This is a genomic window from Rathayibacter sp. AY2B3 (assembly GCF_002931755.1).
Lineage (GTDB): Bacteria > Actinomycetota > Actinomycetes > Actinomycetales > Microbacteriaceae > Rathayibacter.
In genome coordinates, this window is record NZ_PSUG01000045.1 from 1 (window position 1) to 23958 (window position 23958).

Sequence of the window (23958 nt, forward strand, 5' to 3'; positions counted from 1 at the left end):
AGCAGCACTCCGGCGCGGCGTCGCCGATAGACCCGGGAGGGCAGGCGGCGGGGCGGCGGAGTCACCGGGACAGGCTACGACGTGGCGACGGTCAGAGCGGCCTCGTGCGCGGTCGCGGGAAGTCGTCGGGTCGCATACATGGAGTCGCTGGGCGCATCAGCGCTGACCCCTATCGGCGGATTGCCTCGCCACCCGCGACTCTCAGCGGTGGACGGGTGCCTGTGCTGCGTGCCGGGTGCGGGGTCGTCAGTGCGTGGGGACCCGCTCCGGACGGATGCGCTCGGGCACGGGGACGAGCGCGTGGGTGATCGCGCTCGAGAGGGTGAAGGCGCTGGAGTCGAGGTGCGAGGAGTGCCCGAGGCGGGTCGCCTCGGAGGCGCGCTGCTTCGCTCCGGAGGCGGGCCGGATGTCTCCTGAGAGGCTGATCTCGCCGAACGCGGCGATCCCGGGCCGCAGCGGCGTGTAGGCGTGGGCGGAGGCGATGGCGACCGCGATCGCCAGGTCCGCCGCCGGCTCCACGAGCTTCACGCCACCGACGGTCGACACGTAGACGTCGCAGCGCCGCAGGGGGATGCCCGCCTGGCGCTCGAGGACCGCGAGAATCATCGCGACCCGGGACGCGTCGACTCCGTTCGTGACGCGGCGGGGGTGCTCACCGTCGTTCGCGATCACGAGCGCCTGGATCTCGACGGGGAGCGCGCGGCGCCCCTCCATCGCGACGGTGACGCAGATGCCCGGGGTGGGGAAGCGGGTGCGGCTGAGGAACAGACCGCTCGGGTCGGGGATCTCGGCGATGCCCTCGGCGGTCATCTCGAAGCAGCCCACCTCGTCCGTCGGGCCGAAGCGGTTCTTGAGGGAGCGGACGAAGCGCAGCGCCGTCTGCCGGTCGCCCTCGAAGTGGCAGACCACGTCGACCAGGTGCTCGAGCAGGCGCGGCCCCGCGATGGAGCCGTCCTTCGTGACGTGTCCGACGAGCACGAGGGGGAGTGCCCGCTCCTTGCAGACGCGGATGAGGGTCGCGGCGACTTCGCGGACCTGGCTGGGACCGCCGGGCAGGCCGTCGACGGTGTCGCTTGCGACCGTCTGCACCGAGTCGACGATGAGCAGGTCCGGTCGGACCTCGTCGATCTGACCGAGGACCGTGGCGAGGTCGGTCTCGGCCGCGAGGAAGAGGCTGTCGTGCATCGCGCCGGTGCGCTCGGCCCGCATGCGGACCTGCGCGGCCGACTCCTCAGCGCTGACGTAGAGGACCCGCTGGCCCTCGGCCGCGGCCCGGCTCGCGACCTCGAGCAGGAGGGTCGACTTGCCCACACCGGGCTCTCCCGAGAGCAGCACGACCGCGCCGGAGACGATCCCGCCGCCGAGCACGCGGTCGAGCTCGCCGACGCCGGTGGGGCGGTGCGCCGCCGACGTGGTCTCGATCTCGGTGATGGGCCGGGCGATGCGGCCGGCGGCCGGAGCCACCGCGGCGACCGCGCGGACGAGGCCCGTGCGCTCGGTGCTCTCGATCACGGAGCCCCACTGCTGGCACTCGCCGCAGCGGCCGACCCACTTCGCGGTCGTCCATCCGCACTCCGAGCAGCGGTAGGGGGCGGTGCGCGTCTTCGAGGAGGCCATGAGGTCCTTTCGGGGCGGAGGAGGGGGACGAGCGCGACGCTACGGGGGACCCCCGACACCGTCGCTCGTTCGAACGTGTCTTCGACAGTACCGCCGACCATCGATGACGGGAGCGGGGCGCGCCAGGCGGGGGAGAGGTCTTGTGGAGGCCGGCTGTGGAGGAGCATCGCCGCCGAGGTGCGGGAGCGGCGGATCCCGCCACGGAAGACGGCTCCGCCCCGAGCGCCGCCCGGTCGGCGTCGGACGTCTGCGGGAGACTGGGGGCATGTCCTCGACAGTGCACGTCCTCAAGTCCGGCCGCTCGATCGGCGTCAGCTGGTCCGGCATCGAGGGCGCCGAGCGGGTCGTCGTCCTGGCGCATCCCGCTCCCGGCTCCTCGGACTTCGACCCCGACCCGGAGGCGACCACGCGCCACGGCGTGCGCCTGCTCTCGTTCGACCGCCCGGGCTACGGCGCCTCCTCCCTCCTGACCGACCTCGACCCCGCCGGAGCGGGCGTCGGAGCCAGCCCCGAGCAGGCCGCCGCCGACATCGCCGAGTACCTCGCGACCGTCGGCATCGCCTCCGTCAGCGCCGCCGGCTGGTCGGCGGGAGGTCGAGTGGCCCTCGCGCTCGCCGCGAACTACCCCGGTCTCGTGGAGCGCGTCGCCGTGATCGGCACGCCCGCTCCCGACGACGCCGTGCCGTGGGTGGGCGACGAGAACCGCACCGAGCTCGCCCGCCTCGCGACCCTCCCGCTCGACGAGGCCGTCCGCTCGCTCACCCGCACCCTCGGGGGCGCCTTCGGTCCGACGCCCGCCCCCGACGCCCTGCTCGGGATGCTCGGCTCCGGCGACGCCGACGCCGCGGTGCTCGAGACCCCCGGCGTCCGCGAGCGCCTCTCGCGCATGCTCGAGCGCGCCGTCGCCCAGGGCACGCTCGGCATGGCCGCCGATCTCATCGGCTACAGCGTGCAGGACTGGGGCTTCGCCGTCGAGTCCGCCGAGCCGCCAGCGCTCCTCCTCTACGGCGCCGAGGACGCGGTGGCCGGCCGCCGCCACGCCGAGTGGTACGCCGCTCGCCTGCCCGACTCCCGACTCGAGGTGGTGGCCGGCCGCGGCCACCTGCTCGCGATCCCGGAGTGGGACCGCGTGCTCGGCTTCCTCCTCCCCGCCTGACCGCCGTCCTTCCGCTCGATTGGCGCGACTTCCGGCCGTCGCGTACACTCGACCCCGGTACCGTGTCCGAGCGGCCGAAGGAGCATGTCTCGAAAACATGTGTGGGCTTGCGTCCACCGTGGGTTCAAATCCCACCGGTACCGCCACTGTGAGGCCCTCTACTTCTGCGGAAGTAGGGGGCCTCAGTCGTTCGCGGTCGGCGGGGCTCCGACGTCCGTTGGTCCGCGGGCGCGATCCGACGGACGTCGACTCCCGCCGCTTCCTCGAGCGGGCCTGCTCAGGAACCGCCGACCGCAGGCCAGTCCGTCGTCAAGAACGCCTCGACGGCGCGATGCCGGAAGCGGTATCGGGGGCCGCGCCTGATGATCCCGCGCACGCGGTCCAGCCGCTGCGACGTGGTGCCGGCGTCGGTGGCTTTCGCGAATCCCGCGCCGTTCGCGATCGTGGACAGGGTCCTCTCCTCGACCGGCAGTCCGGCCATCGCTTCGAGGAATTCGCGCTCGCGCTGCGGAAGACGGTCGAGGATGCGCTCCACATGGGCGGTCGCCTCCTGTTCCGCCGCCGTCCACCCGTCGAGGACCTCGCTCCGGGTGATCAGCTCTCCCGTACCCGCGTACCACGCCCGCTGGCCGGCGAGCTGGAAGAGGAAGGGCTCACCCTGGCAGAGATGGATGATCGTCTCGGCCGCATCGGAGGCCATGCGGATCCGGCTGAAGCCGCCCTCCTCGTCCGTCACCTCCCACCCGTCGGTGATGAATGGACGCAGCGCACTTCGCAGGTCGTCGTCGTCGATCGGAGCCAGCACCGTGGTCTCGAAGCGGCGGATGAAGGTCGCGCCCTTCCGCGCGGTCGAATCCTCGAACTCCGGCAGGCGCGTCAGATACACCGCGATCGGAAGCGACCGGGTGATCAGCAGGCCGCCGGGCGCCTCCACCTCGACCTCGTGGGTGATCACGTCCCCGAGCGCGATCAGCACCTGCGAGAGCTGCTTCTCGTCGGTGATGTTCTGGATCTCGTCGAGATGGATCAGAACGACCCTGTCGATCTCGATCGCCTTGCGGCCGATCTCGACGAGGAGGTCCGACAGAGCTGTGTGAGGCTCTTGGCCCTCCTGCGATTCTCGGAGAGCGAGCGAGTACCCGCTGACGGCTATCGACTGCACCCGAGCGAGCAGAGTCGCGATCCTCTTCTCCGCCCGTGCTGAGATCCCTGCCTTGTCGGCGAGGGTCAGGCACTCGCTCGCGAGTCGCTTGATCACGTCCGTGCCCAGCGCGATGCGGATCTGAGGAGTGACCAGGTCTCCGCGAGCCGCCGCGTCGGCTGCGATGCGTCGCACGAGGGTCGACTTGCCCAGACCCGGTTCGCCGAGGATCGTCCGACCGCGCTCGAAGAGCCCACTGGACAGCCGGGGACGCAGAACGTCGCGCCAGTCGCTGAGTTGCCGGACGCGACCCGCCCAGACGGCGGGCACGACATCGGAGCCGGGCTGGAAGGGATTGCTCAGAGCACCTCGCACGCTGGTAAATTTACCACGCCGCTTGTTCGGGCGGTAAACTTTACCGGCTCGATCGTCCCGCTGCTGGTCGAACGGACCACAGGAGCCGGGCCCTTCCTCCTCGGCGGTCGCGACAAGCGGGTCAGCCCGCGCGGAGCAGCCAGGAGCGGCCGGCGCGCAGGGCCCGGTACAGGCGGCCGACGGCGTGGTCGGCTTCGGCCGAGCCGACGTCCGAGAAGGAGCCCGCGCCGCCCCAGAGGCCGAGCGCCTCGGCGGCCGCTGCCCGGAGGTCCCGGTGGGTCGTCACTCCGGCGAACAGTCCGTCGAGCCAGTCGGCGGCACGGGTACGCGACGTGTCGTCCTGAGCCCGCGCGACGTCGCGCACCTCAGCGACCGCCGCCGTGATCTCGGCGAGCACGGCGGCGGTCGTGCGGTCCATGCTCCTGAGCCTAGGAGCGGGAGCGCTGCGACGCGGCGTGGGTCAGGAGCGTCGCCACGACTCCGACGAGCACGCCCAGCGCGGTCTCGAGCGCCCGGTCGCGCAGCAGCACGAGCTCGTCGACGGGGTGCGCGAGCTCGACCATGAGGATCGCGAGCGGAGTGACGAAGGCGAGGGTCAGGCCGTAGTTGCGGCCGACGACGAGCTCGGCGGTCATCTGGAGGAGCACCACCACCACGATCACCGCGAGCGGGGAGAGCGGCAGTGCCAGGAGCGCGGCCGCGATCAGGACACCGACGATCGTGCCGAGCATCCGGTGGCCGGCGCGCACGAGGCGGGCGCCGGCGTCCGCTCCCGAGACGGCGGCGACGGCGGAGACCATCGCCCAGTAGGGATGACCGAGGCCGGTCGCGGTCGGGATGACGCCCGCTACCAGGACGACGGCGCCGAAGCGGAGCAGGGCCGCTCGGGTCGCAGGGCGGGTGGCGGCAGCGCGGAAGGAGGCGCGCCACGGCGTCGGGGCGAGGCGACGGGCGCGCGGAAGGGCGAGTCCGCTCAGGCCGACGACGAGGGAGAAGGCGGCGGAGCCCGCGGCCAGGGCGAAGGCGAGCGGGATGCGCGAGGGCTCGGAGGGGACGGATGCGCAGGCGGTGACGGCGAACACGGGGAACAGCGGCCCGGGCGGGTGCCAGTGCAGCGCGTCGCTGAGGTAGACGGCGGCGACGGTCACGGCGACCACCACAGGGATGATCAGCCAGTCGCGGTGAGGGGAGAGGGAGACGACGGTGCCGAGGGTCACGGTCGCGACGAGGAACGCGGCGGCCGACAGCTGCATCAGCAGGCGCGGCCGGTGGGTGTGCTGGCGACCGTAGAGGGCCGTGAAGGCGCCGAAGGTCGCGTAGAGGGCGAGATCGGTGCGGCCGAGCGCCCAGAGGACGAGCAGGGGGACGGCGATCGAGACGCCGGCGCGCAGGGCGACGCGGTGGGCGCCGGCGTGCGGGCCGAAGGCGAGGAGATCGCGGGGGTGGGGCAGAACGGGGGTGGTGGCCATCGTGTCCTCTGATCGGGGTCCGAGCGGCGGCGGCCGGAGAAGTGGTTCACGGGTGAAGCAGATATACTTTACGCGTGAATCACTCTGCAAGCCAGCCGGGCGACGCGGTCGACGAGATCAGGGCGGGCTGGGCGGTGCTGCGACCCGAGCTCGACACCTCCGCCGTCGATGTCCTCGGGCGGGTGATCCGCGCCTCCGCACTGATCGTGCGGGCGACGGAAGAGCTGCTCGCCGCCCACGGGCTGACCCGCGGCGAGTTCGACGTGCTCTCCACGCTGCGTCGCGCCGGCACTCCGCAGTCGCCGACGACCCTCCGGACGATCGCCCTCGCCTCCGCGCCAGCGATCACCAAGCGCGTGCACTCGCTGGAGCGGCGGGGCCTGGTACGGCGCTCCGCCAACCCGGCGGACGGGCGCGGCTCGCTCGTCACGCTGACTCCCGAGGGGGAGGAGCTGGTCGACCGGGCCTTCCCCGAGGTGCTCGACGCCGAGCGGGCGCTGCTCTCGGGGGTGCCCGCCGATCTGCGGGCGGAGGCGTCGCGCTCGCTCCGCGCGGTGCTCGCGAGCGTCGAGGCGGCCGCGAGCCGGTGACCCGCACGGTGACCGCGAGGCGGTGGGCGCTCGCTACCGTGGTCCCATGCGCCTGACCTCGAGCTTCACCGTGCCGACGCGGCCGCCGGTGCTGCAGCTGGTCAAGACGGCGGCGGCCACGGTCGTCACGTGGCTCCTGGCTGCCGTCGTCTTCCCGGGGACGCTGCCAGTCTTCGGCGCGATCGCGGCACTCCTCGTCGTCGCGCCGAGCATCAACCAGTCGTTCTCCAAGGCCCTCGAGCGCTCGGTCGGCGTCATCATCGGCGTGATCGTCGGATCCGTGATCGGCACGGTGCTCGGCGGCGAGAGCATCATCGTGCTCCTCGCGATCGTTGCCGCGATCGCCGTCGGGTGGGCCGTGCGCCTGACCCCCGCCTCCGCGGTGCAGATCCCGATCAGCGCGATGCTCGTGCTCTCGGTGGGCGCGGTCACGCCGAACTACGCCCTCGACCGGATCCTCGAGACCCTGCTGGGCGCGGCCGTGGGAGTCGTCATCAACGTGCTCATCGTCCCTCCGGTCGTGCTGGCGCCGGCCGAGAGGGCGATCGGAGACCTCACCGCCCAGCTTGCGGCCGCACTCGACGACCTCGGCGACGCCCTCCAGGCCCCCGTCCCGCGACGCCGGCTCGACGAGCTGCTGATCAACGCCCGGCTGCTGCAGACCATGCAGAGCAAGGCGGAGGAGGCGATCGCGACCGGCGAGGAGTCCCTCCGACTCAACCCGCGCCGCTCCGCCCACCGCGATCGGCTGCTGGCCCTCGACTCCGTCGTCCCGCGGCTGGGGCGCATCGTGACCCGGGTCCGCGGCATGACGCGGACCGTGCACGACCTCTACGACGACGAGCTCGTCGGGGAGCCGACGATCGCCGACATCGCGGTCCAGCTGCACCGGGCCGCCCACGATCTGCGGCTCCTCGTGCAGTCCTCGGTCGACGTTCCCGAGCCGGAGGCGATCACGGACGAGCTGCCCGCTCTCACCGCGCCGCTCGTGATCGCGACTCCGCACCCGCAGCACTGGATCCTGCTGGGGGCGCTCGCCGAGGACCTGCGGCGCATCCGCGAGGAGATCGTCGGCGCGGAGTCCTGACGGGCGGGCGCCGAGGGGCGTCGGCGAGAGGGCTGCTCTCGCGGGGGCTCGGCGTCTCGCGGCACCGGACGTGCGGGGCGTGCTGGTCCGCGGTGATCAGCCTTCCTGCTCGCCGTCCTTCCTCGATCCGCCGCCCTCGACGAGCTCGCCCTCGCCCGGATCGGGAGCGGCCTGGTGCAGCGCATCGGGGTCGCTCGCCTCGGCGTGGAGGGTCTTGCCCTCGGCGATGAGGGAGTCGTCGTCCACGAGGATCCCGGCCAGCTCGGTGATGCGGCCCCGGAGGGCGCCGATCGGATCCTCGGTGGGCGCGTCCTCCTCGGAGTGGTCGACCTCCGAGTCGGGGTAGCGGCGGAGGGCGGCCTCGTCCCGGTCGGGCTGCGGGGCGCGGGCGTGCTCGACGCAGAGGCGCGCGACCTCCTCCGCGTGCGCGTGCATCACGGAGTGGGAGGCGTCGGGGATCTCCCAGGCCCGCGCGTGCGGCATCGACCGGGCGATCTCCTCCGCCCACTCGCGCGGCACGAGCCGGTCGAACTCGCCGCGGATGACGAGGGCGGACGCGCGGATCCGGGGGACGGTCTCCTCGATCCGGTAGTGCATCATCTCGGGCAGCACGCGGGAGAACCAGCGCGGACCGCAGAGGAGGTAGGCGCCCGCCGCGAGGATCGCGACCTTGAGCGGCTCCCGGACGCTCGACTGGGCGAAGCGGAGCGCGGCGGTCGGGAGGCGGCGCTCGTGCCGGTTCATCACCGGTCCGAGCAGGACGATGGTGGTGAGCTCGGGGCGGCGCGCAGCGAGCTCGGCCACCACCTGGGTCCCCATCGAGTGGCCGAGGACGACGGGATCGTCGAGGCCCAGCTCGTCGATGACGGTGCCGACCAGCTCGGCGTAGTCGCCGATGTCCATGCGCCGCGCGTCGATCGGGTGCGGCACGCCGCCGAAGCCCGGCAGATCGAGAGCGTGCACCGGGCCGAACTCGTTGAGCGCGGGCGCGAGGCGCTCGAAGTAGGTGGCCGCGACTCCGATCCCCGGCACGAGGACGAACGTGCGCTCTCCGTCGCGCCCCACGGTGCTCACCCGCGCCCAGACGTCGCGGTGGTGAACGCGCTGGACCGAGACATCGGTGCTGCGGGTGCGGCGGTGCGGATCCCGCCCGCGGGAGCGCGTGGTCGCGAAGACGTCGCGGACCCCGCGCCTCAGGGTGGTGGCGAGGGTGGGGAGGAGGTCGCTCGGGCGGAGCACAGGGCCTCCTTCGATCGGGGGAGTCGGTCGCTGCGAGCCTAAGCGCTCGCCGCCGGGCTCAGATCAGCATGTCGTCCGCCCTGTGGAGGATCAGACGGGCCGGCCCGGTGTGGAGGACGCCGTTCGTCAGGGGAGCGGTCCGGACGCCGCCGCGCCTCCGCATCGCCCGGAACGCCCCGGGGGCGAGCACGACGTCCATCCAGGCGCAGGGGTTGGCCGGTCGTCCGCCCTGGAACTCGATCCGCTCCCCGCCCTGCTCGATCGCGAAGGTGCGGCCGGCGAGCGCGTCGACGTCGGCGCCGCGGACGATGATGTTGCGGCGGGTGTCGGCGGGGTCGAAGGGCCCTGCGCCGAGCTCGACCGCGATGTGCTCGAGGATCTCGACCGCGAAGAGCGTGATCGCCGCGGGCCGGTGCGCGCGCTGGGCGAAGAAGCGGTCGCCGACGATGCCGAGGCCGGCGCGGATCTCGATCCGCTCGGGCTGCTCGTTGCCCTCGGACGGGACCGGGCCGTCGGCGGGGCGGCCCTCGTAGCGGTGCAGCGGAGAGACGACGAAGCCCACGAGCTCGATCGCGGCAGCCTCCATGAGCCCACGCTACGCCGTGCGGGGATGCGGCGGCGTCCGCCCGCCGGGAGGCTCCGCGGCGCGTTCCGAGGCTCCGCGGAGGAGGGGACCTCTCGGCGCTGCGGCGGCGTCCCGGGAGGGAGCCCTCGGCACCGCCGCCGCCGATTCGCGGAGGGGGCTCCCGGCATGTATAGTCGTACCTCGTTGCGTGCGCCTCTGGGTCACGCGATGGACTGCGCCCGTAGCTCAACGGATAGAGCATCTGACTACGGATCAGAAGGTTGGGGGTTCGAATCCCTCCGGGCGCACTCTGGTTGAGACAGAGCAGAACGGCCCGCTTCGGCGGGCCGTTCTCGTTTTAACGGTCGCGGAATCCACTGGCTGTCGGCGTCGGCCTCCCGGAGCGAGCAGGGCGACGGAACGGCCGTCCTCCGCCCCGCAGGACGCGTCCTCGTCGCGCCGTCGGCAGCGCCGACCGTCTACCGCCCGCATCCGCGATCAGTCCGCGCCCGCGTTCGAGGTCACTCCTCGCAGGTTCCACGATCACCCGTCGAGAGCGCGACCGGCTCTTCTCGCGCGCCGTTTCCTCCTCCACAGCGCTCATCTCGCGCCGTTCTCCACGGATGCACCCGTCCCGACCACGGGGACGTCGAACCGAGCAATACTCTCCTTCCGTGGGGCTGAACGGTCGCCGCCGACGCTGTGCGCTCGGTCGGCAGAAGAGAGGACATCGGATGAGTCGAACGGAACAGTCGGGGCGGGACGAGCGAGGACGACCCCGAGCGCGGACGGCGCGAGCGCTGGTCGGCACGACGGCGGGCTGCGTGCTCGTGAGCGGGCTGCTGGGTGGAGGCCTCGCGCCGCCGCCGGCCTTCGCCGCAGACGGTCCGCACACGACGATCGAGAACACCCTCCTGCAGGGGGGTGCGACGAACGCCGGAGTGACGACCGTCTCGGCCTGGGTCCAGAAGGGCGAGACGCTCCGGGTGGACCTGCACCCGCTCAAGGCGGGCTCGGGGACCGGCGAGGGCGAGACCGGTGGCGGTACCGCGCGGGTGACCGCTCCCGGCGGAGCCGTCCTCGACGAGCAGGACTTCGCGCCGGGAGCGGCGCCGTCGGTGTCCGCGGGCGGGGCGTTCACGGCGGACGAGACCGGCGTCTTCCAGATCAGGGTGTCCGACGACGACGTGACGGCTCCGGTGAACCTCGTCTGGAGCATCGGCGTCCAGGATGCGCGAGGCGCGGCGGTGGCCGGCCGGGTCTGGTCGAACTCCTATGCGATCCAGTCCGGGGCGAAGGAGTCCTACTCCTTGCCCGAGGAGCGGCGCTCCTCCTTCACGCTCCACGCCGTCACCGAGACGGGTGCCCGCTACGAGCTCGGGCTGCGCGGCTACGACGGGGTCGCCTCGACGGTCCAGGCCACGAACAAGGGCAACGTGAAGGTCGGGTCGTCCGACCCGTCCTACCTCTCGGTCCCCATGCCGCAGTCGAGCGAGGCGGGCGGCATCGGGGCGCAGTACGTGCAGGCGTCCGGACGCTCCGGAATCGACGGCCTGCAGACCTACAAGCTCTTCCTCGACCCGCCGTCGTCCGACCTGCCGGAGTCGATCGCTCCGGCCTATCGCGCACCGACGATCGAGGGTCTCGCCTTCCGCCGGTCGTCCGCGGGCTCCGACGAGGGCACGCTGACCGGCGTCCTCGGGACCCAGCCGGGCACCGTCGTCGTGGACGTCGACGTGGACGGGGACGGCTCCTACGACGGCGATCGCGACGTGCACCTCACCCGGATCGCGGGGACGACCGGTCCCTTCTCGGTCGACTGGGACGGACGGGACGCGAAGGGAGGGGCGGTCGACGTGACCGACCCCGACGTCACCTTCCGTGCCGCCGTCGGCCGCACGAACGAGTTCCACTTCACGCGCGTCGACGCCGAGACGTCCGCCGGCGGCGTGTCCGTGGTGCGGTCGACCGGCGGCGGCGACGACCCGTCGACGGTGCACTGGGACGACTCGCTCCTCGCCGGATCGAACTCGGAGCGGTACTCCGGAACCTCCGCGGCGACGTCCGGCGACGGCGGTACCGACTCGTCGGGCGGAGTGCACCGCTGGGAGGGCGACGACTCCGGACAGGGCCGCGTCCCCAACGCCAACGACTCGGTGCACGGCTCCTACGGCGACCTGCGGGCGATCGACGACTGGGCGTTCGGCTCGGACGGCGCGGTCGCGGTCGCACGCCTCGACCCGCTCGCGCCGCACGTGACCATCGCGAAGACCTCGTCGGTCGACTCCGCCACTCCGCTGCTCCGCGGCGCCCGCGTGCCCTACCGGGTGACGCTGACCTCGGACGGGACCGGGGACTACTCCGACGCCGCCGTCATCGACTACCTCGACAAGGGTGTGCTGGACGACGCCGAGCTCGACGCCGGCTCCGTCCGCACCTCGCAGGGCACGGCCACGATCGACGCGGAGACGGGGCGCATCTCCTGGGCGGCCGGCAGCCTGCCGGTCGGAGCGACTGCCGAGCTGACCTTCGACGTGATCGTGACGGGCGAGGGGGACCGCGCGCTGACGAACACGGCCTGCCTCGCCGATGCGCCCTTCGCTCCCGCCTCGTCCGGCACGGGGACCGACGCGAACCCCTGCGCCACCGTCCCGCACGACGTCGGCGAGGGGTCGCTCCTGATCCGGAAGACCGCGTCCCAGGCGAGCGCCGAGCACGGCGGCACGGCCGGCTTCGACATCGTCGTGGCCAACACCGGGTCGGTCGACGCGACGGACGTGACGGTGACCGACGTCCCGACGCTCGACCACCTGCTCGAGGCGACCATCGAGAACGGCGCCGGAGGAACGCAGCCGGCCACGGAACCCGTCACGGGTCTCGACATCCCCGCCGGCGGCCAGATGGCGCTGCACGTCAGCGGCCGGGTCGCCGACGGGTACGACGCCGCGACCCTGCCCAACCGCGTCTCGATCACCCACCAGCCCGACGGCTTCGACCCGCCGACGGTCGAGAACGCCTGCGTGGACGATGCGACGTCGTCCTGCGCCGAGATCCCGGTGCCGCCCGTCGAGGGCCGGCTCTCGATCGAGAAGACGGCGATCGAGGACCGGGTCGACCACGGCGGGCGCGCCGGGTTCCGGATCGTGGTCGCGAACGAGGGCGCTCGGCCGGCGGACGGGGTGACCCTCACCGACGTCCCCGAGCTCGCGCACCTGAGCGACGTCACGATCTCCCAGGACGGGGGCCCGGCCTCGTCCGACCTGACTGTCGAGAACCTGTCGCTGGCACCGGGAGCGTCGACGACGTTCACCGTGACCGGCCGGGTCGCCGACGGCGTGGACGCGTGGACCATCCCCAACCGGGCGCTCCTGACCGAGGTCCCGGAGGGCTTCGATCCGACGACCGTCCTGCAGCCGTGCGCGGACGACGGCGGAGCCAGCTGCGCCCACGTGGCGGTGCCCCCGGTCGGACTCGTGCCGACGGTCCTCGCCTCGACGGGAGCGGCGGCCGGGCCTCTCGCGGCCGGAGCCGGCGCTCTGCTCCTGGCCGGCGGCGCCCTGACCGCACTGCGGCGTCGCTCGACCCGCACCTCGTGAACCGGAGCCCGGGCCGTAGCAGCGCGGCCCGGGCTCCCCGATCCCTCTTCTCGAAAGGCACTACTGCATGACCGAGCACGGCCTCCCGTACCGCATCACCGAGCGCTTCCCTCTTCCCGACGGACGCGTCGGCGTCAGCACCTGGTGGTCCGCAGACCCGGAGCAGCTGGAGCAGCAGCTCCGCACGCGCGCCGGGCATCAGCACCCGGAGAGGGAGCCGGCCTGGAGACTGCACCTCGCGACCGCGACGGTCGTGCTGATCGAGGAGCGGATCACGGGAGGCTTCCGCCCGCTCGACCCCCACCTCCGGGCCAGCACCGATCCGCGGTGGCGCCGCGCTCTGCTCCGGTCGCGCAGGCCGGCCCGGCTCCGACGCGTCATCGGCCCGCGGGATCTCCCGCGGACGGATCCGCCGGTGATCGGCAGTCGGTCGGTGGAGTGACGGCCCTCGTCGGCAGCACGTACGGTCGCACTTCCCGATGGCGCTAGTCGGGACTTAGTGTCGCATTGTGAATGCTCCCGCCGCTTGGTATCCGGATCCGACTGACGCCGCTCTTCTCCGCTATTGGGATGGTGCCGCTTGGACGGCGCACACCCATCCAGTGGCAGCTGCGCAGCAGGACAGTTCGCGAGTACAGAGTTCCCCGACGCCCTTGTCGCGACGTGAGCGGCGGGCTGCGGAATCCCGTGGGGAGACCGAGCGGGAAGAGCCTCGCGCGAATGCTGGCGGGCACGAGAATCCACTCAGTACTGCCTCCGAGGTGGCGGGGACAGGGGGCGAGTCGGACCGGTCGCCTTCCCCTGAGCGCTTCAGCGAGACCCGCGCAGGCGGAGACGTTCCTTTCTTCCGAGCTCGGAAGATCGCCAGGGAGCTCCAAGGGCGGGTGGCCGAACTCGAGGCCTCGATTGACCGCTACGGTCTGCTGGAACTGGTGGCGCTCGACGCGGAGAAGAGTCGGCGACGAGAGGAGATCGCAGCGGATCGGGCGGCGAACGAAACCCGCCAGGAACAGCTCGCCGCAGAAGCGCACCGCCGAGCAGCTCGACTCGAAGCGACACTGGCTGCGCTTCAGGACGAGATCACCCTGCGACAGACAGAGCTGGCCGACCTGGAACGAGAGATCATCGGGGTCCGCCACTCGATCGAAGTCCAGGAGCTCGGTCTCTACGACTACGAGCATCCCGCTGAATCCTCAGCCGACCTCGCCACTCGTCTGGAAGCTCTCCGCTCCGAGATCAAGAGTGCAGTTCGCGAGAAGCGGGCGGCCCACGCGGCGAGCAATTTCACATTCAACAATTCGCAGGCGCAGGGACGGAAGTTCGTCGGCGACATGACCAAGATCCTGCTTCGGGCGTACAACGCGGAGGCGGAGAACTGCGTCAAGTCGGTTCGAGCCGGGAATCTTGCAACGGCTCAAGCGCGGCTGAGCAAGGCTTCGGAGATGATCGAGCGCCAGGGCTCCATGGTGTCGCTCACGATCGATCCGCGGTACCACCGCATGAGACTCACCGAGATCCAGCTCGCCAACGACTACCTCCAGGCGATCCAGCGCGAGAAGGAACTCGAACGCGCACGCCGCGAAGAGCTCCGCGAGCAGCGCAAGGCCGAGCAGGAACTGGCTCGTGAGCACGAGCGTCTCGACAAAGAGCGCGCGCACTACGTGGCGACACTCGCTGCCCTCGAGGCGAACGGAGACGTTGCCGGAGCGGCCAGACTCCGAGCCCGGATCGAGGATGTGGATAAGGCGCTGCACGACGTCGACGACCGTGCGGCGAACATCAGAGCCGGATACGTCTACGTCATCTCCAACGTCGGCGCGTTCGGCGACGAGGTCGTCAAGATCGGGATGACCCGTCGACTCGAGCCGATGGATCGGGTGAACGAGTTGGGTGACGCCTCCGTGCCCTTCCGCTTCGACGTGCACGCGCTGTTCTTCGCGGACGACGCGGTCGGTATCGAGGCGATGCTGCACCAGACCTTTGCGGAACGACGCGTCAACCGGATCAACCTGCGTCGCGAGTTCTTCTACGTCAAACCCGAGGAGGTGCTCGCACAGCTGAAGATGCACTCGGTCGAGATCGTCGAGTTCAGGACGGACGTCGTGTCCGAGGAGTACCGGGCGAGCGTCGCGCTCGCCTCCCCTGCTCGTTGACGTCGTCCCCGTCGGGTCAGGCGGCTTCCTCGAGGTCGTCCTCGACTGCGACGGGCGCGTCGACGGGGGCGCAGGGGGGTGCTGACTCGGCCGGGGGTGCTGAGGCCGCGATGCGCGAGCGCTCGAGCCCGGCGAGGAGCACGGCGAAGGCCTCCTCGAGCTCGGCGGTGTCGCGGAGCAGGACGCGCTCACCGCTCGTCGCGTCGAGGCGGACCGTCCGGTAGGCCGGGCGGGGGAGATCGGAGACCAGGGTGATGATGCCGAGGACGACACCGCTGCGGCGGGCGCGCGCGGTCCAGCGGTTGGCGTGGGTGCGGAGAAGGATCATGACCGGGGCCGTCCTCGGTGACGTGGTGCAGGAGCGGGGGAAGGGGTGACGCTGGCGGTGCGGGGATCCTCTCGAAGCTTGCTGCACGAAGGGCCTCCGCTTCCTGTGCTTGACAGCAGAGCCGAGCAGGGGTCACCGGCGCCGGGCAGCCGCCGCGGCGTGCAGGGCCCGCAGGAACTCGGGGACGACCGGGTTGCCGGTGTCCCGGGCGAGCACACCGATCTCACGGCTCGCGCCCGGATCGTCGATCGGGATCTCGCGGACGTCGTCGTCGACCGAGGACGGGCTCGGCGGGAGGATCGTCAGTCCGAGGCCGGCCGCCGCGAGTCCCCGGGCAGCCCGGTAGTCGCCGACCTCGAACGCGGGAACCGGGTCGCGGCCGTCCACGGCGAGCAGGCGCCGGGCCGACTCGTGGAGGCCGTAGCCGGGCGCCAGCATGATCAGGTCGCGGCCGCGGAGGTCCTCGACCGTGACCGAGCGCCGCGAGGCGAGCGGATGACGGGGGTCCACGACCGCGAGGAGCGGCTCCGAGTAGAGGATCGTCGTGGTGGTGCCGGGAAGATCGGGCGGATCCGCGACGATCGCCAGCTCGGACTCGCCCTCCGCGACGGCCCGCAGGCAGAGGGCGCGGGAGCCGTGACGGAGCCCGAAGCCCACCTGCGGCCAGCGGCGGCGGAACCGGCGGATCACGTCCGGTACGAAGCTCTCCCCGAGGAGCGTCTGGAAGGCGAGGTCGATCCGGCCGTGCTCCACGTCGCCCGCCTGCCGCACCTCCGCGAGCCCGGCGCGGATCACCGACATGCCGTCCTGAGCGACCTCGGCGAGACGGGTCCCCGCCTCCGTCAGCACCACCCCGCGGCCCTCCCGGCGGACCAGGGGAGTGCCGACCAGGGCGGACAGCCGGGCGAGCGACCGGCTCGCGGTCGGCTGCGGGATCCCGAGCTCGGCGGCCGCCGCGGTGACGCTCCCGGTCTGAGCGACAGCGACGAGCAGGGGCAGGAGGCGGAGGGTCGCGGGCCAGTCGTCGGACACGCCACCACCCTAGATCGGGACATGACCAGAACGCATGAACCACAGGCGAAAGGACATTAGTCATGCACCCGGAGGCGGTCTACCGTCGGAACCATGAGCACCGCCGCGCGCACCCGACCGATGCGCAGAGCGGCTCCCTTCTCGCAGCGGCGGCTGACCATCGCCCTCCTCGCCGCCGGAGTCGCGACCTTCGCCGAGCTCTACGCCGTGCAGAGCGTCCTCCCGCAGCTCGCGCGGGAATGGGCCCTCGCCCCGTCCGACGCCGCGCTCACCGTCTCGGCCGCGACCCTCGGACTGGCGCTCTCGGTGCTGCCGTGGGCCTCGGTGGCCGAGCGCATCGGACGGCTCGAGTCCATGCGGATCGCGGTCCTGACATCCGTGGTCCTGGCGCTGCTCGCCTGCGTCGCCCCGACCTTCGAGCTCCTGCTCGTCCTGCGCTTCCTCGGGGGAGCGGCGCTCGGTGCCGTCCCGGCGCTCGCCGTCGCGGCCATCCACGACCGGGTCGGAGGCGCCGGAGCGACGGCCGCCGCGACCGCCTACGTCTCCGGGACCACGATCGGCGGTGCCGCCGGACGCCTGCTCGCCGGACCGCTCGCGGCGGCGCTCGGATGGCGCGGCGCCCTGCTCGTCGTGACGGCCGTGTGCGCGGCGGCGGCGATCGTCTTCGCCGTGCTCGCGCCCCGGGGCGGCGGCGCACGCGAGGCGGCCCCCGGCGGCTGGCGCGGGAAGACGGCGCAGGTGCTCCGCGATCCGATGCTCGTCGCGATCGCGCTGCAGACGTTCCTCGCGGTCGGTGTGTTCGTCGCGGTCTACAACTACCTGGCGTTCCGGCTCGAGGCGCCGCCGTTCGCGCTCGCGCCCGCGCTCGTCTCCCTCCTCTTCGCCGCCTACCTCGCGGGCACCGTCTCCTCCCGGCTCGCGGGGAGATGGGGGCCGCGGATCGGTCCCCGCCTCGTCATGCGGATCGGCGTCGCCCTGATGATCGTCGGGCTGCTGGTGATGCTCGCCGAGAACGTCGCCGTGGTGATCGCGGGACTCCTCGTCTTCACGGCCGGCTTCTTCGCCCTGCACGCGACCGGCGCCGCCTGGACGGGAGCGCGCGCGGCTCCGGCACTCCGCGGGCACGCCGGCGCGGTCTACACGATCGCCTTCTACGCGGGCTCGGCCGCCGGCGGCTGGCTCCTCGGCCTGGCGGTCGGAGCGGGCGGCTGGCCGGCGCTGACGGCGGTGACGATCGGCCTGCTGCTGGTCGGCGCGGGGATCGTCAGCCTTCCGTCGCGCACCACCGCGGCCGGACGCTGAACCGCCGCCTCCGCCGACCGCTCCCCGAGCTCCGCCCGGCACCTCCCCGCAGCGGGCGAGGTGCGACATGATGGCCCGACTGCACGAAGCGGGGGGACGGCATGGCGCGGAGCACCGGAGCGGACGGCTCCCCACGCGAGAGGGGCGGGACGGACGAGGGCGGCACAGACCCGCGCTACCACGCGGGCTTCCAGCGCGGCTACGACGGACGCGAGGCCGAGCGGCGCGGCAGCGGCGAGGAGCGCCTCCGCTCTCCGTTCCTGACGGGCGGGGCCGCGACCGCTGAGCGATCGGCTGTCCGGAGAGCGGGCGGGTCCGCTCCCGAGCAGGAGGATGTGCGCTCGGTCGGCGGCCCGACCGGCTCCCGAGCCTCCGGCCGACGCACCGCTCCCGAGCGCGCGAGAGCAGCAGTCCGGGCCGTCCCGGCACCGGCGGAGCCGACCGCGCCCCGACCCTCGGAGCCGTCCGTCCCACTCCCGACCGAGCCGACCGTCCCGCTCCCCGCCGAACCCGACTCCGCTCCCCGCGACGCGGCACCCGACTCCGGCGACCGTCGCGACGCGACCGACGCCGACCTCGACTCCGGCATCAGCACCGCGTTCCCCACGCGCCGCATCGCCGGAGCCCTGGCGGTCGTCGGCGCCGTCAGCGTCCTCATCGGACTGCTCGCCCTCTGGCACAGCTCCCACAGCTGGTACGACTACTCGCCGTCGCAGGACGAGTTCGGGCCCGAGCAGTACCTCCGCGTGCTCAGCGACAACGCGATCGGACCCTGCCTCACCGTCGGCCTGGTCGCGCTCGGCCTCTCGGTCGTCGTGCCGCTGCTGAGGGCGCCGCGCCGATGATCCGCGTCCGGCTTCTCTGGGCCGCCGCCGTCGCGGTCACCGTCGTCCTCTGGGCCGCGGTGCTTGCACTCCCGGTCGTGGTCCTCCTGCTGCCGAACCAGTACCAGGGCGACTCGGTCACAGTGCCGCCGGAGCTCTACGTGCGGCAGGCGCTCTTCACGGTCGCGCCGCCCCTCCTGACCGCCGCCCTGGTGATGCTGGGGGCGCTGATCGTCGTCGCGGTCGCGCGGCGCCCGCCCGCGAAGGCCCGCACGACGGAGGCGGGGAGCGACTGGAACGATGCGGTGCTCCTGGAGTCGGACGGGCAGCGTCAGACGCACCGCGGGAGCCGCTGAGAGGACGGCCGCGCTCCGGCATCGCGGCTCCCTCCGCGGAAGCCGAAGCTCAGGACCCGGTGGGCCCCTCCGGCAGCACCCGGCCCGCCGACCGCACGCAGCAGCAGCCCTACGCAGGCAGCAGCTGGAACCGCTCCCGCGCCGCTCCGCCGGCGACGAGGTCCGCGAGCAGCTCGCCCAGGACCGGTCCGAACTTGAAGCCGTGCCCCGAGAACCCGGTCGCCAGGGTCACGCGGCCCACGCGGTCGAGCACGAAGTCCTCGTCGGGCGTGCTGTCGTAGAGGCAGCTGATCGGAGCGGCGCTCGCCGCGTCCACGCCCGGGATCCACTCCGCGACGTAGCCGACGAGCCGGGCGAGTGCTCCGGGCTCGGGCTCGAAGGTGCGCCCGTCCGGATCGACGACGACGCCGGTGCCGTGTTCGCCCACCTTCACTCCGACCCCGGGCGTCGAGAGTCCGTAGACCACCGGCAGGCCCGCGCGGTGGTGGGCGAAGCTCGGCCACGAGTCGAGGGGCAGGTCCGTCGTGAAGTGCGCCGGCTGCTCCTGCGTGACGCGCAGCGGAGGGAGGCGTCGGCCGGCCGCGCGGACGAGGTCGTCCACGAGCGGGGGCGTCCAGGATCCGCCGGCCACGACGACCGCGTCGGCGTCGAGAGCGCCGTCGGTGGTCAGCACGCGCACGTCGTCGGCGCGCTCCTCGATGCCCAGCACGCGCGTCCGCGTCCGGAGGACGGCGCCGCGTCCGAGGGCGGAGTCGAGCATCGCGTCGATCGCGGCCGCCGCGTCCAGACGTCCGCCCTCGTGGTGCAGCAGGACGTCGGTCTCGAAGCGGAGTCCCGGCCAGCGCCGCTCCGCCTCGCCCGCCTCGATCCGCACCACGGGGATCCCGTCGCGCAGGAGTGCCGCCTCGATCCCGGCGAGGACGGAGGAGTCGCCGTGGTCGAGCGCACCGACCGGGTGCAGCAGGCGGCGCCCGGTCTCCGCTTCGAGCCGTGCCCAGGCGCGCCCCGCCCGTCCGGTGAGGGCGCGGTAGTCGTCCTCGACGTAGCCGCGTCGGAAGATGCGCGTCTCGCCGTGGGAGGACCCGCGGTCGTGGCCCCGGTCGAACTGCTCGACGAGCACCACGCGATCGCCGCGCTCGGTGAGGGCGCGGGCGGTCGCCGCTCCGACCAGGCCGGCTCCGACGACGACGACCTCACGGGTCACGGGGTCTCCCGGGAGGCGCGGCGCACGCCGAGCAGGACCACCAGGCGGAGGAACCCGACGAGCCCCATCCCGATCAGCGCGGCGATCAGCATCAGCACGGCGACACCGGCCACCCAGGTCGTGTCGCCCGTCACCGACTGCGCTGCGAACTCGGTGCAGAACAGCGCCAGCCCCGCGTAGCTCAGGATCAGGACGGTGATCGTCCCGGGCCGGCGGAGGCGCTGCGCCGGCGTCCGCCAGAGGGCCGGCGGCTCGAGCCAGCGGCGCAGCAGCCGGACCACGAGGGTGCCGACCAGGCCGAGGAAGCCGGCCGCGATCAGGATGATGCCCGCGCCGCCCAGCCCTGACGCCTCGACGCCGGCGAGCTCGAGCGCGATGCCGATCGCGACCCCGACGGCTCCGGCGCCGCCCGCGATCATGGCCGCCCACACCCCGAAGCCGCCGCGGAGGACGCTCTCGCGCTCGGGACGTGACGGATCGGCGTCCATCGGACGCTGCTGACGCGGCCGGATCGGCGCCGGGGGAGCGGACGCCGGCGCTGCTGCCGGAGCGGACGCGGCCTCGGACACGCCCCAGACCGGAGCGGCGTCCGGCGTCTGCGACTCGATCACGTTCTCGCGCACCGGCACGTAGCGCAGCGGCGCGTCGATCCGCACCTGCGGGCGCCCGCGCACGACGATCGTCGCCCCCAGGTCGGCCCCGCGCTCCAGCGCGACGGGCCCGAGGAGGAGCCCGACCGCCGGATCGATCCGCCACGCGTCCGACCGGGGAGCCGACCCGTACCACTCCGCCGACACGGCTCCGCCGAGGTCGACCGCGATCGGCCGCCCGTCGCTGAAGCTCGTCACCGGCACGAGCGAGCGGCCGGAGTTGCGCACGCGCGCGCCCACCCGCCACCAGTCGTCCCCAGCGTGCGTCAGCCGCACCTCCACGTCGACCAGCGACGCCGGCACCGCCCGCCGCCGCCCGATGACCACCGCGACGACCGCGAGCCCGGCGATGACCAGCCCGCCGAGCAGGCCGACCACTCCGATGAAGATCTCCATGGGAGCAGTCAAGCAGGCGCGGGTCGCCGGCGCGGGCGCGACGAGGCCGCCTCCGGGAGGCTCGATCCCGGCCGGCGACGCCGTCGCTCCGCGCGGCCGTGTCCTCCCCGACGCTCCGCCGAACCACCGGGTCCGGGGCCGGTCGCTCCGCATACTGAGGAGGCGCGTCGCCTCGACCGCATCGCGGGTCTCGTCGCAGGAGGGGTCGATCATGCGCTACAGGTCGGCCGCCCCCGTGCGCCGGCGCCCTCGTCGACGGGCCGGCGCGATCGTCGCTCTGCTGGGGGCCGCGGCGCTCGCCGTCGCAGCCGTCGCGCTGTCGGAGACGGCGGGAGGAGGCGGACCGGAGGCGGTGTCCTCCTCGGCCGGGGCGTCTGCGGGGTCGAGCGGTCCTGTTGCTCCCGCGCCGAGCAGCTCGCCCGCGGCCGTCGAGCCGTCCGCTCCGGTAGTGGCCCCGTCCACTCCGTCCCTCGCGACGTTGGCCGCTCTCCCCGCCGTCGAGGGCCCCGCCGCCGTCCCCTACGACCGCGACCTCTTCGGGCAGGCGTGGTCGGACGTCGACCGCAACGGCTGCGACACCCGCAACGACGTCCTCGGCCGCGACCTGCTCGGCCCCGTGTTCAAGCCCGGCACCCGCGACTGCAAGGTCCTTACCGGCACCCTGATCGACCCCTACGACGGCGCCTCGGTCGCCTTCGTCTCCGGGACCGACACCTCCCGCCTGGTGCAGATCGACCACGTCGTCGCCCTCGGCTGGGCCTGGCACCACGGCGCCTGGTCGTGGACGGACGGCCAGCGCCTCGCCTTCGCGAACGACCCCGCGAACCTCGTCGCCGCCTCCGAGCAGACCAACCGCGCGAAGAGCGACGCCGGTCCGGGGGAGTGGCTGCCGCCGGTCGCAGAGCTGCGCTGCGGGTACGTGGAGCAGTTCGTGGCAGTGCTGAGCGAGTACGGGCTGGGGATCGATGCTCGGGATCGTGTGGCGGCGGAGGCGGTGCTGGCGGGGTGCGGGGAGTGAGGGGGAGAACTTTTTCTCTGGTGGAGGGTCGTCCCGGCGCTGCAAAACGGCAGATGCGACCGCATCAGCGTTCCTGACTCCCTCACAATAGTGAGAAATGGTTTTGTCCATGACCTCATTACTGGGACCGATACGGTAGAACGTCCGGCAATTACGCAAGCTGAGCAACTCTGTCGCTAACACGAGTGCATCTCGACAGAAGGTACGTCGAGCATTCTTAGTCTCACGAGATGCCTCCCGTTACTCCCGCCACACTCTCGCTTGAACTGGGCGTTTCCCAGCGTCGGATTCGAAGCCTCCTCCGCTCCTCCTTCGGAACTCTTCCCCCTGAGGAATCCCGGTGGGATCTGACCGAGGAGCAGGCGGAGACTGTCCGTTCCCGTCTGCTTCGACGAGACACCACGGAGCGTCGGTTCACCTTGGAAGTGGGCGACCAGGTCCTTCGGCGTGATATCCACCGCGCCTACGGCGGGCAGCAGCAGCAGGGGATCGTGACGCCGCGAGCGCTCCGCGAAATTTTCATTTTCACCGATCCGGCGAAGGGAGCTCGGTATGGCTACGACCGATTTGAGGGACTTCGCGAGGACGGGTCCTACTCCTACACGGGAGAAGGGCAGGTCGGTGACCAGGTCTTTCTTCGCGGCAACAAGGCCCTTCGGGACGCGGCGCAGGATGGGCGGGTGCTTCGGCTCTTCACGGTGCAGGGAACAAGCGTGACCTACATCGGTGCCTTCACGACAGGGACTCCCACCTACCGGTGGGAGATCATCCCGGACACCGTAGGGACGCAGCGACGCGGCATCATCTTCACTCTCCTGCCGCTCGCGGCGGACATCACTCGGCTGCCGACGTACGGCGGCACGCAGGAGTCCACTGCAACGCTCGGCGACTGGACGCCTCCCGAGCACTCCGACATCGTCATCGCGGGTGCGGATGTCAGCCCTCTCGATGACCGGGTTGTCTCCCGAATCGAGTTCGAGCTGCAGTCAGACTTTGGGCTCTGGCTGACCGAGAACGGTACGCCGCCCAGTCGTCTGACGCTCCCGGTCGGCAGCTCACGGGTCGAGCCAGACCTCTACGTCCGATCAAGCGGCTGGATTGTCGAAGCCAAGAAGTCGACCGCCCGGTCCTTCGTCCGCATGGCCATCGGCCAGGTGCTCGACTATGCCCATCTTGCGCAGCGCCAGGGTTACGCGGCAGTCCCCGTCATCCTGCTTCCCGGTCGGCCGGAAGAGGACATGCTGGATCTCATCCGCAGCCTCTCGATCATCACAGCGTTCAGGTCTGACGAGGGCTTCGACCTCATCGATCCGTAGAGGAAAGAAGCCGAACGGCCGGCAAATCGGGGTGGGCCCACTCAAGTCCGGGAAGTTCGCTCGGAAGCAGCCAGAGGAGTTGGTCGTGGTCGGTGCTCTCCGTGGGATGTGGGCCGCGAACCACGGCTCGGAAGCAGTGCAACCGAATGGTGAGAGCGCCGACCTCCGTTTCGTCTGACGTCAGCTTGGGGCCGACCTCGATCGCCACGCTCAGTTCCTCGCGGATCTCCCGCGCGAGGGCGACCTCAGCCGTTTCTCCAGCTTCAATCTTGCCACCCGGAAATTCCCAGAGCCCACCGGACGCCTTGTCCGCCCGCCGACGGCAGGCAAGAATTCGACCGCGATCGCTGATGACCGCCGCAACGACGTCGAGAGTGTCCACGCGTCCATCATGCCGACACCGGTGCACCATTCGCCTCGTACGCGATGGCCGTCCCACGACCACCCTCCTTTGACGCCCCACCCACCCCCGTGTTAGCGTCGCTCCCGGACATGTGACTGGTCGTGCAGGCAGGATCCGACGAAACGCGCAAGCAGCGTCGTC

General features: G+C 72.3%; 22 protein-coding genes, 2 tRNA genes and 1 pseudogene. 14 read left to right on the forward strand and 11 right to left on the reverse strand.

What is annotated here, in order from left to right; translation table 11 throughout:
• Window positions 1–246: 246 nt before the first annotated feature.
• Window positions 247–1617, reverse strand: a complete 1371-nt coding sequence (gene radA, locus C5C24_RS14020; protein WP_104305256.1) for a DNA repair protein RadA — start codon at window positions 1615–1617, stop codon at window positions 247–249.
• 265 nt (window positions 1618–1882) lie between these two features.
• On the opposite strand from radA, the gene C5C24_RS14025 reads away from it, so the two are divergent.
• Entirely contained in the window at window positions 1883–2773 is an 891-nt protein-coding gene (locus tag C5C24_RS14025) for an alpha/beta fold hydrolase (RefSeq protein ID WP_181135543.1), read from the forward strand.
• 56 nt (window positions 2774–2829) lie between these two features.
• A tRNA-Ser gene (locus tag C5C24_RS14030) sits at window positions 2830–2919 on the forward strand.
• Window positions 2920–3050: 131 nt separating this feature from the next.
• Here C5C24_RS14030 and C5C24_RS14035 read toward each other — a convergent pair.
• The 3 genes from C5C24_RS14035 to C5C24_RS14045 form a co-directional block, all read right to left on the reverse strand.
• Complete coding sequence (locus tag C5C24_RS14035) at window positions 3051–4109, reverse strand: ATP-binding protein (RefSeq protein WP_258065267.1); 1059 nt, start codon at window positions 4107–4109, stop codon at window positions 3051–3053.
• A 301-nt stretch (window positions 4110–4410) separates the two neighbouring features.
• Window positions 4411–4707, reverse strand: a complete 297-nt coding sequence (locus C5C24_RS14040; RefSeq protein ID WP_104277271.1) for a hypothetical protein — start codon at window positions 4705–4707, stop codon at window positions 4411–4413.
• Window positions 4708–4717: 10 nt separating this feature from the next.
• On the reverse strand, window positions 4718–5758 hold the full coding sequence (locus C5C24_RS14045; RefSeq protein WP_104305259.1) for an FUSC family protein: 1041 nt from the start codon (window positions 5756–5758) through the stop codon (window positions 4718–4720).
• A gap of 74 nt (window positions 5759–5832) precedes the next feature.
• On the opposite strand from C5C24_RS14045, the gene C5C24_RS14050 reads away from it, so the two are divergent.
• Both C5C24_RS14050 and C5C24_RS14055 read left to right on the forward strand, forming a co-directional pair.
• A complete protein-coding gene (locus C5C24_RS14050) occupies window positions 5833–6348 on the forward strand; it encodes a MarR family winged helix-turn-helix transcriptional regulator (protein ID WP_104305260.1) in 516 nt (171 codons plus the stop codon).
• Window positions 6349–6394: 46 nt separating this feature from the next.
• A complete protein-coding gene (locus tag C5C24_RS14055) occupies window positions 6395–7435 on the forward strand; it encodes an aromatic acid exporter family protein (protein WP_104280929.1) in 1041 nt (346 codons plus the stop codon).
• Window positions 7436–7531: 96 nt separating this feature from the next.
• Here the strand turns inward: C5C24_RS14055 and C5C24_RS14060 are convergent, their stop codons facing one another.
• Together C5C24_RS14060 and C5C24_RS14065 are read right to left on the reverse strand one after the other, a co-directional pair.
• A complete protein-coding gene (locus C5C24_RS14060) occupies window positions 7532–8674 on the reverse strand; it encodes an alpha/beta fold hydrolase (protein WP_181135544.1) in 1143 nt (380 codons plus the stop codon).
• Window positions 8675–8732: 58 nt separating this feature from the next.
• On the reverse strand, window positions 8733–9260 hold the full coding sequence (locus C5C24_RS14065; protein WP_104305262.1) for an MOSC domain-containing protein: 528 nt from the start codon (window positions 9258–9260) through the stop codon (window positions 8733–8735).
• 214 nt (window positions 9261–9474) lie between these two features.
• On the opposite strand from C5C24_RS14065, the gene C5C24_RS14070 reads away from it, so the two are divergent.
• The 5 genes and pseudogenes from C5C24_RS14070 (at window position 9475) to C5C24_RS14085 (ending at window position 14988) form a co-directional block, all read left to right on the forward strand.
• Window positions 9475–9547, forward strand: a tRNA-Arg gene (locus C5C24_RS14070).
• A 426-nt stretch (window positions 9548–9973) separates the two neighbouring features.
• Window positions 9974–12835: a DUF11 domain-containing protein gene (locus C5C24_RS14075; RefSeq protein ID WP_181135545.1), complete on the forward strand. Its 2862-nt coding sequence runs from the start codon at window positions 9974–9976 to the stop codon at window positions 12833–12835.
• A gap of 67 nt (window positions 12836–12902) precedes the next feature.
• The gene (locus C5C24_RS14080) at window positions 12903–13277 is read left to right on the forward strand and encodes a hypothetical protein (protein WP_104305264.1); all 375 of its coding nucleotides are present in this window, start codon (window positions 12903–12905) and stop codon (window positions 13275–13277) included.
• 67 nt (window positions 13278–13344) lie between these two features.
• Window positions 13345–13443 (forward strand): annotated as a pseudogene (locus C5C24_RS18485) (DUF2510 domain-containing protein); the annotation flags it as partial.
• A 276-nt stretch (window positions 13444–13719) separates the two neighbouring features.
• Window positions 13720–14988, forward strand: a complete 1269-nt coding sequence (locus tag C5C24_RS14085) for a DUF4041 domain-containing protein (RefSeq protein ID WP_258065270.1) — start codon at window positions 13720–13722, stop codon at window positions 14986–14988.
• Between the two features lie 16 nt (window positions 14989–15004).
• Here C5C24_RS14085 and C5C24_RS14090 read toward each other — a convergent pair whose 3' ends face one another.
• Both C5C24_RS14090 and C5C24_RS14095 read right to left on the reverse strand, forming a co-directional pair.
• The gene (locus C5C24_RS14090) at window positions 15005–15316 is read right to left on the reverse strand and encodes a hypothetical protein (RefSeq protein ID WP_104280933.1); all 312 of its coding nucleotides are present in this window, start codon (window positions 15314–15316) and stop codon (window positions 15005–15007) included.
• A 132-nt stretch (window positions 15317–15448) separates the two neighbouring features.
• Window positions 15449–16348, reverse strand: coding sequence for a LysR family transcriptional regulator (locus C5C24_RS14095; protein ID WP_104305266.1), 900 nt, complete (start codon window positions 16346–16348; stop codon window positions 15449–15451).
• 93 nt (window positions 16349–16441) lie between these two features.
• Between C5C24_RS14095 and C5C24_RS14100 the strand changes: the two genes are divergently transcribed.
• From C5C24_RS14100 to C5C24_RS14110, 3 genes are all read left to right on the forward strand, one after another.
• Entirely contained in the window at window positions 16442–17650 is a 1209-nt protein-coding gene (locus C5C24_RS14100; RefSeq protein ID WP_104305267.1) for an MFS transporter, read from the forward strand.
• Window positions 17651–17751: 101 nt separating this feature from the next.
• Window positions 17752–18495, forward strand: coding sequence for a hypothetical protein (locus C5C24_RS14105; protein WP_104305268.1), 744 nt, complete (start codon window positions 17752–17754; stop codon window positions 18493–18495).
• The gene (locus C5C24_RS14110) at window positions 18492–18830 is read left to right on the forward strand and encodes a hypothetical protein (protein WP_104305269.1); all 339 of its coding nucleotides are present in this window, start codon (window positions 18492–18494) and stop codon (window positions 18828–18830) included. The genes C5C24_RS14105 and C5C24_RS14110 overlap by 4 nt, the downstream gene beginning before the upstream one ends.
• Window positions 18831–18939: 109 nt before the next feature.
• On the opposite strand, the gene C5C24_RS14115 is transcribed toward C5C24_RS14110, so the two are convergent.
• Window positions 18940–20034, reverse strand: coding sequence for an FAD-dependent oxidoreductase (locus C5C24_RS14115; RefSeq protein ID WP_104305270.1), 1095 nt, complete (start codon window positions 20032–20034; stop codon window positions 18940–18942).
• The gene (locus tag C5C24_RS14120; protein WP_146082632.1) at window positions 20031–21080 is read right to left on the reverse strand and encodes a hypothetical protein; all 1050 of its coding nucleotides are present in this window, start codon (window positions 21078–21080) and stop codon (window positions 20031–20033) included. The genes C5C24_RS14115 and C5C24_RS14120 overlap by 4 nt, the downstream gene beginning before the upstream one ends.
• 448 nt (window positions 21081–21528) lie before the next feature.
• On the opposite strand from C5C24_RS14120, the gene C5C24_RS18075 reads away from it, so the two are divergent.
• Entirely contained in the window at window positions 21529–22098 is a 570-nt protein-coding gene (locus tag C5C24_RS18075) for an HNH endonuclease family protein (protein WP_181135546.1), read from the forward strand.
• 425 nt (window positions 22099–22523) lie between these two features.
• Entirely contained in the window at window positions 22524–23414 is an 891-nt protein-coding gene (locus C5C24_RS14130) for a hypothetical protein (protein WP_258065268.1), read from the forward strand.
• Here C5C24_RS14130 and C5C24_RS14135 read toward each other — a convergent pair.
• Complete coding sequence (locus tag C5C24_RS14135) at window positions 23401–23796, reverse strand: (deoxy)nucleoside triphosphate pyrophosphohydrolase (RefSeq protein ID WP_258065269.1); 396 nt, start codon at window positions 23794–23796, stop codon at window positions 23401–23403. The genes C5C24_RS14130 and C5C24_RS14135 overlap by 14 nt on opposite strands.
• Window positions 23797–23958 lie beyond the last annotated feature (162 nt).

Bases quoted from the DNA above. Each gene is read 5' to 3' on its own strand.
- radA (WP_104305256.1), bottom strand. From the start codon at position 1,617: ATGGCCTCCTCGAAGACGCGCACCGCCCCCTACCGCTGCTCGGAGTGC.
- C5C24_RS14025 (WP_181135543.1), top strand. From the start codon at position 1,883: ATGTCCTCGACAGTGCACGTCCTCAAGTCCGGCCGCTCGATCGGCGTC.
- C5C24_RS14040 (WP_104277271.1), bottom strand. From the start codon at position 4,707: ATGGACCGCACGACCGCCGCCGTGCTCGCCGAGATCACGGCGGCGGTC.
- C5C24_RS14045 (WP_104305259.1), bottom strand. From the start codon at position 5,758: ATGGCCACCACCCCCGTTCTGCCCCACCCCCGCGATCTCCTCGCCTTC.
- C5C24_RS14055 (WP_104280929.1), top strand. From the start codon at position 6,395: ATGCGCCTGACCTCGAGCTTCACCGTGCCGACGCGGCCGCCGGTGCTG.
- C5C24_RS14065 (WP_104305262.1), bottom strand. From the start codon at position 9,260: ATGGAGGCTGCCGCGATCGAGCTCGTGGGCTTCGTCGTCTCTCCGCTG.
- C5C24_RS14075 (WP_181135545.1), top strand. From the start codon at position 9,974: ATGAGTCGAACGGAACAGTCGGGGCGGGACGAGCGAGGACGACCCCGA.
- C5C24_RS14080 (WP_104305264.1), top strand. From the start codon at position 12,903: ATGACCGAGCACGGCCTCCCGTACCGCATCACCGAGCGCTTCCCTCTT.
- C5C24_RS14090 (WP_104280933.1), bottom strand. From the start codon at position 15,316: ATGATCCTTCTCCGCACCCACGCCAACCGCTGGACCGCGCGCGCCCGC.
- C5C24_RS14100 (WP_104305267.1), top strand. From the start codon at position 16,442: ATGAGCACCGCCGCGCGCACCCGACCGATGCGCAGAGCGGCTCCCTTC.
- C5C24_RS14105 (WP_104305268.1), top strand. From the start codon at position 17,752: ATGGCGCGGAGCACCGGAGCGGACGGCTCCCCACGCGAGAGGGGCGGG.
- C5C24_RS14110 (WP_104305269.1), top strand. From the start codon at position 18,492: ATGATCCGCGTCCGGCTTCTCTGGGCCGCCGCCGTCGCGGTCACCGTC.
- C5C24_RS14120 (WP_146082632.1), bottom strand. From the start codon at position 21,080: ATGGAGATCTTCATCGGAGTGGTCGGCCTGCTCGGCGGGCTGGTCATC.